This window comes from Pseudomonadota bacterium (assembly GCA_039815145.1).
GTDB lineage: Bacteria > Pseudomonadota > Gammaproteobacteria > Steroidobacterales > JBCBZW01 > JBCBZW01.
The window spans coordinates 1-11,648 of the sequence record JBCBZW010000145.1; the positions used below are offsets into that span (position 1 = coordinate 1).

Annotated in this window: 7 protein-coding genes; 2 read left to right on the plus strand and 5 right to left on the minus strand. The window is 68.5% G+C overall.

Annotation, left to right across the window (positions count from 1 at the left end):
- On the minus strand, positions 1-909 hold a 909-nt coding region (locus AAF184_21855; protein ID MEO0424996.1), incomplete at its 3' end, for a hypothetical protein.
- A 37-nt stretch (positions 910-946) separates the two neighbouring features.
- On the minus strand, positions 947-2,713 hold the full coding sequence (locus tag AAF184_21860; protein MEO0424997.1) for an ATP-binding protein: 1,767 nt from the start codon (positions 2,711-2,713) through the stop codon (positions 947-949).
- Between the two features lie 120 nt (positions 2,714-2,833).
- Here AAF184_21860 and AAF184_21865 point away from each other — a divergent pair, with 120 nt between their 5' ends.
- Positions 2,834-3,460 carry a response regulator transcription factor gene (locus tag AAF184_21865; protein ID MEO0424998.1) on the plus strand — a complete coding sequence of 209 codons (627 nt, stop codon included), beginning with the start codon at positions 2,834-2,836 and terminating at the stop codon, positions 3,458-3,460.
- Between the two features lie 16 nt (positions 3,461-3,476).
- Here AAF184_21865 and AAF184_21870 read toward each other — a convergent pair whose 3' ends face one another.
- Complete coding sequence (locus AAF184_21870; GenBank protein ID MEO0424999.1) at positions 3,477-7,652, minus strand: hypothetical protein; 4,176 nt, start codon at positions 7,650-7,652, stop codon at positions 3,477-3,479.
- Positions 7,649-9,877, minus strand: coding sequence for a hypothetical protein (locus tag AAF184_21875; protein ID MEO0425000.1), 2,229 nt, complete (start codon positions 9,875-9,877; stop codon positions 7,649-7,651). The genes AAF184_21870 and AAF184_21875 overlap by 4 nt, the downstream gene beginning before the upstream one ends.
- A gap of 226 nt (positions 9,878-10,103) precedes the next feature.
- Here AAF184_21875 and AAF184_21880 point away from each other — a divergent pair, with 226 nt between their 5' ends.
- A complete protein-coding gene (locus AAF184_21880; GenBank protein ID MEO0425001.1) occupies positions 10,104-11,003 on the plus strand; it encodes a hypothetical protein in 900 nt (299 codons plus the stop codon).
- A 57-nt stretch (positions 11,004-11,060) separates the two neighbouring features.
- On the opposite strand, the gene AAF184_21885 is transcribed toward AAF184_21880, so the two are convergent.
- Positions 11,061-11,648, minus strand: a 588-nt coding sequence (locus AAF184_21885) for a leukotriene A4 hydrolase C-terminal domain-containing protein (protein MEO0425002.1), incomplete at its 5' end; no start/stop codon positions are given.

Consider the following 11,648-nt stretch of genomic DNA (forward strand, 5'->3'; position numbering starts at 1 on the left):
GAGCGCCGAGAACACCTGTTTGGCGCGGGGCCAGTCTTCGCTGCGCTGGGCCAGCTGGGCCTCGAGCTCGAGCTGGCGTTGGCGCGAGAGGGGGCTGGCCGCGCGGAAGGCGCGTGCCGACTCGTTCACCGCGTTGCTGGCAAAGCCGAGCAGGGACCAGGTGTCGGCGAGGCCGTCGATGATGGCGGCGTTGTCCGGCGCCAGACGATCGGCCAGCTGAAAGTGGCTGAGAGCCTCGCGGCCGCGACCCGCTTCCAAGGCGGCGATGCCCGCACCGAAGGCTTCGCTGGCCGCCGTGTCGGGGATCTCGCCGCGGGCGAGGTCGAGTTGCGCTCGCGTGGCGGCGCCCACGTCGAGCCAGGCGTAGAGCTGTTCGGCGCTGCGCACGGCGAGGTCGGAGATGGCGTTGCTCGCGCCCGTGATGCTCGCGGTGAAGAGGTCATCACCGTTCAGCGCTTTGAGCTCCAAGTCCACGGTGGCGGTTTGGCTGTCGACGGCGTCAGCACTGATGACGGCGCGCACCTGCCAGCGGGCGGCGCCGGGCACGGTGCCCGCGCTCGCACCGCCAAACTGAGAGAAGGCGCTGGCCGAGGTGGATCGCTCCACCAGACGAAGTTGTTCGCCGGCGTGCAAGGTGGCGGACAGGGCTTGCTCCAACGCTGGCGCCATCCAGGCGGGGGCCGCCGACGCGCCGGCGCTGACGCCCGCATTGAACACGACCGGAAACGATGCCTGGCCTTGAGGGCGGCCGAACCACCCCAGCACGACGAAGGCCGCGACGAGCACAATGATGAGCGCGAACTGCCATGACCAGCCCACCTGCGCCTGGGCATCTTCCATCTCGCGCAGGGTGCCGAGATCGGAGCTGATGGAGTCTGCGGGGCGCGACGCGCCGGTGTCTCGTGCCATGGCGTGCGTTATCGGTCTCGCCTGAGCGAGGCCATTGTTATTGGTGATTGCCTACGAGCGTGAGTATTGCAGATTTCAGCTGCGCCGGCTGAACCGGCTTATGTAGCAAGGTGAGGGCGTGGGCCTGGGCGCGGGCCTTGAGTTCGGCGGAAGCGTTGCCGGAGATGAGCAGTGGCTTGATGCGAGAGGCGGTGGCGGCCTGCGCTTCGCGCACGACCTCGATCCCGTCCGGCCCGGGCCCTAGCTCCACGTCGCAGATCAGGATGTCGGCATCCTCCAAGCCCAGTTGCTCCGGCCGATCGGCCAGGTGCACGGTGAGCCCCCACTTCTTCAGTAGGCGACCCGTCGCTTCGAGGGTTTCCGCATCGTCGTCGAGCACAACCACGCGTTGACCGGCGAGGGATGAGGCGGCGAGGGCGGCGGGACTCGGTGCGGCCACTCGTGGCAGGGTGGCCCGGAAGGGGCCGAGGGTGAAGCAGCTGCCGCGCCCTGGCGCGGAATCGAGGGTCACCGAGACATTGCTGAAGCGCGCCAGGCGACTCACGATCGACAGGCCCAGACCCAGCCGTTCCCCCGCTTGGCCCGCCGTGGCGTCGGCGATGCGGGTGAACTCCTCGAAGATGCGCTCCTGGTCTTGCGGTGCTATCCCTGAGCCCGTGTCGTCCACGTCCAGCCAAAGCTCTCCGTTAGCCTCCCTTGAGCGCAGGCGGACCGTGCCCCGTGGGGTGTGACGGATCGCGTTGGCCACCAGGTTCTGCACCATGCGTCGAAGCACGGTCGGGTCGGCACTCGCCTGGTGCGCCGTGGCGTCCACCGCCAGCGTGACGTCGTTGGAGCGGGCGAGCTCGGCGAAGTCGTCGGCCACTTCCATCAGCAGCTCACGCACGTCGACGTCGTGCTCGTCGACGGCCACCTGTCCCGTATCGAGCAGGGTGAGGTCCAGGAGCGAGTCGAAGAGCTTGCCCAGCGCGTCGGTGGAGTGGCGTACGCGTTCGATCACGTGCACGGAGGCTTGGTCCAGGGCGCTGTCGTCGACGGTCTCCAGCAGCAGGCGAATGGCGTGCAAGGGCTGGCGCAGGTCGTGGCTCGAGTGCGCAAGAAAGCGCGACTTGGCGAGATTGGCCTGCTCCGCTTCGGCCCGCGAGCGGGCCTCCTCTTCGCGCAGGACGTCGAGCTCGCGCGCGCTCTCGGCCACCTGGCGCAGGAGCGCGTCGCGGGCCGCGGTGAGTTGCAGGCGTTGCAGGAGCGCCTGATGGAGCTTGTAGGCGAGCCACAGCATCGCGAGCCACACGGCGATCACGATGGACGCGCGGAGCACGGCAAAGGGCGTATCGGCACCGAGCAGTTGCCAGCCCGCGACGGGCATCGCGGCGCCGATGCGGGCGAAGCAGGCGGGCAGCCAGTAGTGCTGGTAGACGGCTGTGCACAGTGCCGCGGCGCCGATGGAGAACAGGAAATAGAACTGCAGCTCGGGCACCCCCGTGGGGAAGAAGCGGAGGGCGGCGAAGAGCCACAGCATCCCGACGCCCGCGTCCGTCACCAGCACGGGCCAGGGCATGGCGGCGCGCGATGTGCGACGCACCACCATGCGCACCAGGAGGTCGGCCACGCAGAGCGAGCAGGCGATCGCCAGCCACGGGGTGAGCGCCGCACTCCCGATCATCAGCGCCAGCAGGCCTGCGAAGAGGGCGTTGAACAACGCCAGCGGCACGGCGCAGTTGGCGGACAGGAGCGAGCGCCGAATGCGCGCCTGTACGGTCACCGGGGGGGCCGGTGGGGTGGAGTTGTGAGTGGCGGACGCCATGGTGAGATAGTAGCAAGGGCCCCGGGAAGACGGGCGGCTGCCGCCTTAAGGCAAGCGTACTAGTGGCACCGGCGATGCGCTGCAGTACACTTTGCCTGGAACCCTTCGGAGCGTAAGGCAGTGCGGGCTCTCGTTGCCGACGATCACCCAATGTTTCGCGAAGGTATCTGCCTGATGCTCTCGCGCCTCTACACCGATGCCACGATCGATCAGGCAGGGGACATGTCGGGCGTCGGTGAGCACCTACGCGCCAGCGACGCCCTCGACCTCCTCACCATCGATCTGTTCTTCCCCGGCTTCGATTACCGCAAGGACCTGCGCGCCCTGCGCCAGCAGTTGCCCCTGACGCCCATCATCGTCATCTCCATGCTGCAAGACGACGGCGAGATCCGCGACATCATGGGCATGGGCATCAACGGCTTCGTCTCCAAGGCGGTGCGGCCGGAGAATATCTCCGCGGCCATCGTCGAGGTGATGGAGGGTGAGACGGTGGTGCTGAAGAGCTCGACGCGCGTGGCGTCCCAGCCGCAGCCCGCCCCGGGGGAGGATCCCTTCGCCTCCCTCTCCGCTCGACAGCTCGACGTGCTGCGCCTGATCGCTCGCGGGCAGTCGAACAAGGAGATCGCTCGCGAACTGGGCTTGTCGCCCTACACGGTGCGAATCCACGTCTCCGCGATGCTCAAGGCCTTAGGGCTGAGTTCGCGTTCGGCCGCGGCGTCCTACGCGGCCTCGCGCGGGTTCAGCTAAACGTGCCGTGTTCCCACTAGTCGAGTAGCAGGGTGCTCGTCGTGCCGCTGGCGATCTCCGTCGGCTCCGGCGCGTAGGCGTCATCGGCGAAGTGCACCGTGTAGCGCCCGGGGGGCAGGGTGATCTCGTCGCCATTCACCGTGCCGCTCGCCACGGTGACGCCGTCGTCGGTCTTCACCTCGTAGGGGATCACCACGCTCGTCGCCAGGGTGAGCGAGCGGGCGAGCTCGCTCGCGCTCGCGGCGTCGAAGTAGCTGCCGCCGCCGAGGGCGGCCCAGCGCTGGAAAGTGGCGCGCGCCGCCTCCGTGTCCTGGGCGTCGAAGTCGAAGCCGATCACATTGAGCTGCACGTCGACGCCGGCACCGCGCAGGGCCTCGATCTGCGCCTCCACATCGCCGTCGCAGGACTCTTCGCCATCGGTGATCAGCACAACGGTCTTGCGTCCGGTCGCGGCGGCGAGATCCTCGGGCACCTTGGCGATGGAGGCCGCGATCGGCGTGTAGGCGAAGGCCTGGGGGGTGATCTCGGCCACCACCGCCCGCGCCGCACTTCTGTCCAGCGCCCCCAGGGGAACTTCGAGATCCGTTCGGCAGCTGCTCGCCTCGCGATTGCCGAAGGCGCGCAGGGCGAAGCCGATGCCGTCCGGGAGCACCTCGGCGAGCAGCTCGTCCAGCACGTCGGCGGCGATCTGGTAGCGGAAGCGATCGCCGAGCTTCTTGTACATGCTGCCCGAGGCATCGATGATCACCTCCACCGCATCGCCCGCGGCCACGCGTTGCTTGGCGGCGGGCGACTCGGCTTTCACCAGCAGGGCGCCGGGCTCGGGCGGATCCACCTGCTCCACGCTGAAGGCCACGTGGTAGTCCTTCGCCCGGCGCAGCAGGCAGATGGCGCGGTCGAAGCCGATCTGTAGATCACCGGCGGTGAGGGCGAGGTCGTAGAAGCCGCGGTTCACGGCGGCGTAGTTCTGCATCATGTCCTGGGGTACGGGGTTGCCCTTCGAACTCAGCTCGAAGGAGAACACGCGGGGGCGCACGTCCCCGAGCAGGCGCCACAGGTCGCCCGTCTGGCGCAGGCCGTCGGTTTCCGCGTCGGTGATGAACATGACGGCGCGAGTCCCGTCGCGCTTGGAGAGCTCGTTGGTGGCGAGGATCAGGGCGGACTCGGCGTTGCTGGAGCCGAAGCGCCGATCGGAGTTCACGATGGCGGCGGAGACCTCGTAGGCGTCACCGCTCCACTCCTCCAGCATCAGCGCTGGCGCGGGATCGTTGAAGGGCACGAGGTTGACCTCCTCGCGTCCCTCCCGCACGCCCGCCGCGAAGGCCTTCATGGTGTGGTCGATGACGTCGTAGTAGGGGCCCACGCTGCCGCTCGTGTCCCAGGAGAAGATCACCGAGCGGGGCGGTTCGTAGAGGCGCAGGTAGTAGGTGCCGGGGGTGACCGCGGCGGTGACCTCCAGGGCGTCGTCGACGCGGCGTCGCTCCGTCTTAAGTGCTACGCCCTCGGCGTCGACGAGGTCGAAGGCGTACTCCATCGCCTGCGCGGTGCCAAAGCGCCAACGCAGCTGGTTGTTGCCCTCGGCTACGGTGACGGCGTACCAGTCCTCGTCTTCGCCCACGAGCACGGTGCCGTTGGCGCGGTCTCCGGGGCGCAGGGCGGTGGCGTCCGATCGCGAATCGCCGGCGTCGGTGCTGGCCGGCGGTGTCGGGGTCGCCTGAGGCAGTTGACGTTCGTAGGGGCCGTCGGCGCCCCCGTGTCCCCACTCCCCGACCACGGAGAGGTAGCGGGCGTCGGACGCCGCTTCGAATATCCGAATCTGCGCGGGCGAGCGGGGCACGCCATCCTCGAGCGGTGCTGCCACGAAGCGCACGAAGCGCGCCCACACGGGCGCGGCCAAGGGAAGGTCAGCCACATCCGGTTGCTCCCGACTCAGCTGCCAGTCAGCGAGTGCGGTCCAGGGCCCGACGGGGCTATCCATACTAATGGAAACGCTGACCTGCTGAACGGCCCGGCGACTGCTGCCGACGTTCTCCCCATCGCGCCATTGAATGTGCTCGATGCGCGCTGCCCGGTTATCGCGAAAGCCCATCACCCACTCGTAGGGGGTGTCGGCGCGGGTGAACTGGCCGTCGTCCTTCTCGGTGTTGAAGGTAGTGTGGCAGCAGCCACCGCCGACGTAGGGGGTGGAGTACACCGTGTGCCCGCCCACGGCGTGATCGGCGATGTTGAGCGGCCCCCCGAGGATCTCCCGCGGCGATTCGGCAACGATCACTTTCCACTCGCCGAAACCGATCGCTCCGCCGTTTTCGGCGATGTTGTCGATCAGGCGCAGGCGGGCGAAGCGGGCACGCTCGGGCGCGGGTAGCACGAAGGCTTGTTCGACGGCATCCGCCCGCAGGGCACCGGTGAAGACGGAGCGGTATTCCGTGCCGTCGTCGGAGAGCAGAAGTTCGAAGCGCCGCAGTTGCACGCCTACTTTGTCGGAGCCCGTCGGGTGCAGCACCGTGCCGAGCACCGTCAGCGGCGCCGTGCCCGCGAGGTCGACGGTGAAGTCACCGGGAGTGGCCATCCAGGCGCCCTTGGTACGGGTGATGATGCCGTCGATCCCTGGGGGACTGTGGCGAGTCTCGTCCACGATGGTAGCGCCGAGGCCCGCCCAGGCCGCGTTGGTGCCGCCGAGCAATGCGTCCGGTAGCGACCACAGGCGGCGGGCGCTGACCGGTGGCGCCCCGCAGACTGCCAGCGTCGACGCCGAGGTGCTGGCGATCGCGCCTTCCGCGTTGCGCACGCCCAGGCTCACGAGCACCGGCGTATCGGTCCTCGCGTCGGGCAGGACGTCGAGCACCACGTCGACCTGCGTGCGTTCGCCGGGAGCGAGGTCGAGGGTCTGCGCCGCGGCACGCAGGCGCCAGCCCACGTCGCTCGTCTCCGTCAGCACCTCGAGGCGCTCGGCGGTGCTCCCCGTGTTGTGCACGTCCAGTGCCAAAGGCACGCGTTGACCGAGGGGGTGGTAGGCGCCCACCGTCGGCAATTCGCCGACGATGGCCACGGCCACGTCGCTGAGGGCGGCGCCGTCTGCGGCGAGGGGGTCGGCTAAGTCGATGCGCAAGCGATACTCGTCCACACCGTCGGTGCGCCCGCGCAGGCGAAGCAGGTGGTCGCCGCCGCGCACCGTGCCCTCGAAGACCACCTGGTCCTCACCACCGGTGCTTGCCGCCACCCGCTCGCCGTCGAGGCTGAGGTTGAGCTGGCTGCCCGGCGCGGCCGCTGCCGTGACCCGCACGCGCGTGCGGCCTGGCAGGTGGAAGCGGTACATGTCCGTGTCGCGGCGGCTGAGCTGCCCGGAGTAGTCGCTGCCGAGGGTGAGTCGCTGCGCTTGCCCTTTAGTATCGTTAGGTTCTTCTTCGTACGCCGTGCCGGGCGGCGTTTCGGCGGGTGCGATCGTGATCTCGTAAGCGCCGACGTCGGCGTTGCCGCTGGGGGCGGTCGCCAGTAGGTAGTCGCCGGGGGGTAGGAATAGGTCGTCCAGCGCGAGCGGCTGCTTGCCCGAGCGTTTTTGCAGGGAGACGCCACCGCTCGTGAGCAATTCCATCGCGTAGATGCTTTGGCCCGTGGCCGCGATGCGCCAGTGACGGCGCGGACCCGGGATGGAGAAGCGGAAGAGGTCCTTGTCCCCGGCCGACAGGGTGGCCGACACCGTCATGGGCATGCCCTCGACGAGGGTGGCCTCCGTTGCGCGGTCGTTGGGTTCCACCTCCTCGCCCGCCGGGTTGGGCACGGGATCGCTCACGGTCAAGGTGTAGCCCACGGGCGCCTCCATCTTGGCGACTGCAGAGATCGAGATCACGAACTCTCCGCTCAGCGTGACGCCACGAAAGCCGTGCTGCGTGCCGCGCAGGCACTTGATGCGCGTGCCGTCGCTCGCCAGGAGGCAGGTGTCCGTGCGGAGGTCCTCGTCCAGGGAGAAGAGGATGTCGCGCCGGCTGTCGGTATCCCCCAGGGAGAAGCGGAAGTAGTCCGTGTTCTGGCTGGTGAGCACACCCCGCAGGGGCATCGTGGTGTCGAGGGCGTTCGCGCTCTCCGCTCGATCGTTCGGCTCCGTCTCCGTGGCGGCCGTGTCCTGGCCGTGCGCAGGGGCGACCAGCGCCAGGGCGGCGAGCAGGGGGATGATCAGCGCGGTGAAGGTATTCATTCGCAACTCAAGGGGCCGAGGTCGAGATCGATGTTGGGGCCGATGTCCACGTCACCCTCCACCTCGAAGGTGCCTAGCATCAGGCTCGCGGCGCAGGAGATACCGAGCTTGTAGTTCTCGCAGAAGCTGATGCTGCCACTGACGCCGCCGCCGGTGCCGATGCCCACACCGGTCTGCTCGAAGCACGGGGACTCGAAGCTCGCCGACGCCGAGATCGGCGACACCACCACCTCGAAGCTGGGGCAGGTGACGCAGGTAAGCCGTTCGATGCCCGCCGCCACCTCGGCGATGAGCTGCGGCGTGACCTGGCCGTACTCCAGCATCTTGGCCGAGTAGAGGGTCATGGTGGCCGTGGAGCCCGTGAGGGCGCCGAGCACGTAGCCCATGGCGTCGTTGACGCCGACCTTCTCCAGCGTGACCGAGTACTGCGCCATCGCCTGGTGCTGACCACTCTCCATCACGCCGACGAAGGCGCCGGTGGCTGGGTCGACGTCCCACCATCCCCACATCGCCGTGCCGTCGATCGCGACGGGGCTAGCGGGGATGATGACTTGATGCTCGCGCTGGAGCGTGCGTTCCACCCGGTCTCGGACAGTGGGTGTCAGGCGGGCGAGCGTTGCGGCGGCCGAGGGGTCGTCGGCGGTGAGGAGCAGGAGCTCCTGGCCTTCGCGTTGGGCGATGTCCATCAAGCGCGCCGTGGTGATCACCTGCTTGGGGTCCTCCACGAAGCGCGCTAACACGCGGCCTTCGAGGGCGGACTCCTGCATGCCTCGGGCACGCTGGAACAGCGCGGCGGCGCCACGGGGCATGCCACCCAAGGGAAGGGCTCGCAGCTCGTCGAGGCGAAGATCGAGGGTGAGCTCGGCGTCGACGCTCGAGGCCTCGTCCACATCAGTATGTGCGGAGGTGATGACGATGCGCGGCACATCGTGCACCAGGCGCACGCCGGCGCGTCGTGCCAGGCGCGCCGACAGAGTGTCGGACTCGCTGGCGAAGGCCAGGTTGATCAGGTGTGGGGTGACGGCCTGGGACGCTTCCAGTTGCATCAGCCTCAAGGCGGCCGCGTCGTCGTCGGTCTCACCTTGCAGTGTCGTAAGCTCCGCCTGGGCGGTGGCGACGGCATCGGCTGTCAGCAGACTGCGTTGGGCCTCGAAGGCCTCGCGGGATATCGTGCCCGCGATCACGGCGACGCTGTAGCGGCGCACGGCGGGCGGTCGATCGCTGGCGTCCTGCGCCACGAAGAGATCGCGGGTGAGGCGACGGACGGGCTGCCCGGGCACGCGCAGCTCGATCGCCAGCCACTCGCGGGTGAGGTGGGAGCCGGCGTCGTCGAACACTACGGGCGTGGGCGCCAGGGCCTTGGGCGCCTGCCCCGCGTAGCTCGCCTCGCGCCGGTACTCGAGCCCGACGACCGCACGGTCCTCATCGGTCACAGGCTCGGCGCCGGTCTCGCTGGCAGGTTCGTCCGGCGGCGCGGTTGGGCGCGTGCTGCCGCCGAGACCGCCGCCGCCGAGCAATGACCCTGGTGTTCCCGAGATCAGGCCCTCGCTGGCCGGGGGTGATTCCTCGCTCGCCAATGGCGCGAACTGGGGAATGGCGCGCACCACCAGCGATATCGGCGCCGTCGCCAGCTCGGCCACCGTGCCTTGGATTCGCCCCAGCCGTTGCTGGCGGCCGTCGGCGGTGGTCTGCATCCAGGTGATGGTGAGGCGTTGGTGGGACGCGTCGGGCAGGCGATCGTAGTGGCGGGTGGCGGTGGCGAAGCTGTCACCCGGTTCAGCGTGGGGAAACGAGGGGTCGAGGGCGAGCCAGTCGTCGCCCTCATCCAGTTGCACCTCCACCAAGGCGTGGTCGCGCGCGATCTTCTGGGTGACGTCGTCGTTGATGGGGTCGTACGCGCCCGGGTGATCGATGCCGAGGTGGGAGGGTAGGTGCGGGCTCGTCGCCCCTAGCAGTTGGACCAACGCGGGATCGCGCAGGCGCCCGACGGCGATGCGCGCGGCATGGACGCTGTCGCCCAGGGCCTCGATGAGCAGTACCGACTGATCCAAGGCGTTGCCGGCGCCGCTGCGTGCGGTTTGTGCCGGGCCGCGTTGGGCACCCGAATAGGGTTCGTAGGCGATGCTCGTCGACACCGCTTCGAACACATCGGTGTAGTAGTCACTGCGTAGGGCGTCGACGGCCGCATCGCCAAGGGCGACCGGTGCGCCCAGCAGTAGGCTCATCGAGAGGACCGGGAGGATGACGCGTTCTCGCTGGTGGTGCATGTCAGCTGCCCTGCTGCAGTTCACGATGGCGAAAAGTCTAGGCCAGGCATGCTGCGCGTCGCGTTAGTACAGGTGCCCTAGGGGTGCTGTAGGTTGTTGATTATTGGTGCACTAGTGCAAATCGGCTAATTGCCTGGGGCGGTTTGCCTTCGTAGCGTGAGTCGGCACCGGAAAGGAGGCTGACATGACCCTACGCGCTAACGCATCCATGGCGATGCTGATGATGATCACCACAACCACCGTGTTCGCGGCCGAGATCGTGACCCAGACACGCCAAGGTGGCGCTGTCGTCGCGCAGACCCACACCTTTGCGAACGCAGCAGGCGACCTTCGGATCGACGAGCGCGGCCCCAGTGGTCGTGCGGCGTCCGCGTCGGCAGCGGGTGGGGCGGGTAGTTCGGCGAATCCGCCGCCCTTCGAGGCGGGTGAGCTGCTCGAGACGACGATCTTCCAACAGCGCGAGCAGGCGATCGTCTCCCTGGAGGGGAACATCTGCCGTAAGTTGTCCGTCGCGGAACGTCCCGCGGCGGCGCCGCGTGCGGAGCAGCGACGCAAGCGTGGCCGCTTCGCGGAAGCGATGGGCAAGGCGGGCGCTGCGATCGAGGAGGCGATGGAGCAGGCTCGTCGCGACGGCGAGATGACCGAGGAGCAAGCGCGCGCCATGCGCGAGTTCATGGGCGGTCGCGGCCTGAGCGAGCCCCTGTCCTACGAGGTGCGCGCCACGGGCGAGACCGTCGACGTGAACGGCTATCGCGGCGAGGGCTACGATGTGGTCGATTCACGCGGCACCGTCGCGCAGCGCCTGTGGATGACACCGACCAAGCGCCTGAAGGGCGCGCGCGATGTGCGCGATGCCATGGATGGCATGATGACTGCCTACCGCGAGTTCGTCGACCAGATGGGCGGCGGCGCGGTGATGGACACGTCGATGATCGCCGTCTTCGAGAGCGATGAATTGGCTGGGAAGTACCCGGTGCGGATCGAAGACTTCGAGTCCGGTGAGGTGACCGACGTGGTCGACGTGCGTAGCGGTGACGCCGACTACTACCCGGACTGCGAGGAGCGGAGCATGTTCGGCATGTGATGCGCCCCGAGAGGCCACCGCCGCGACGGTGACCTCCAGCGCCGACCGACTGCCGCCTCAGGTCTCCTCGTACACCACCGCGCCGTTCACCTTCACCGTGAGCGGGTGGTAGCCAGGCTTGGCGGCCTCGAAGATGCGTTGCGCTTCCTCGCGTCGATCGGCCTCCACCATCGCCTGGTAGAGGGGACGCACGAACTTGTTGCGGCCCACCGTGATGAGGAAACTCTCCAGGCGCGCGTCCGCATCGGCGTAGCCGTTGCGGATGGCGATCATCAGCCAGGAGAAGGCGATCTCGTTGTTGGTCGCCTCCGTCAAACCGAAGGTTTCGTCGAGCTCCGTGAGCTGTTCGGGACTCAGGCTCGCCGGCATGCCGTCGAGGAACGCCTTCCATTCGTGATAGGTCCACTGGGAGGTGGCGATGTCGGCGGCGGGCGTGTCGCCGGCCAGCCATTCGTCGCGCACGGCGTCGATGCGGTCGAAGGCGTCGGAGCGCGGGGTCGGGGCGCCCTCGGGCAGCCCGGGTTGGTAGATCCACTCGAGGATGCGATCGCGGTCGAGGACGTCGCCGTAGTCGGCCAGCAGCGTGCTGTCCATGTGGGCCATGAAGGTGTCCGTGTCGACGCTCTGGAAGGCGAAGCGGTCGAA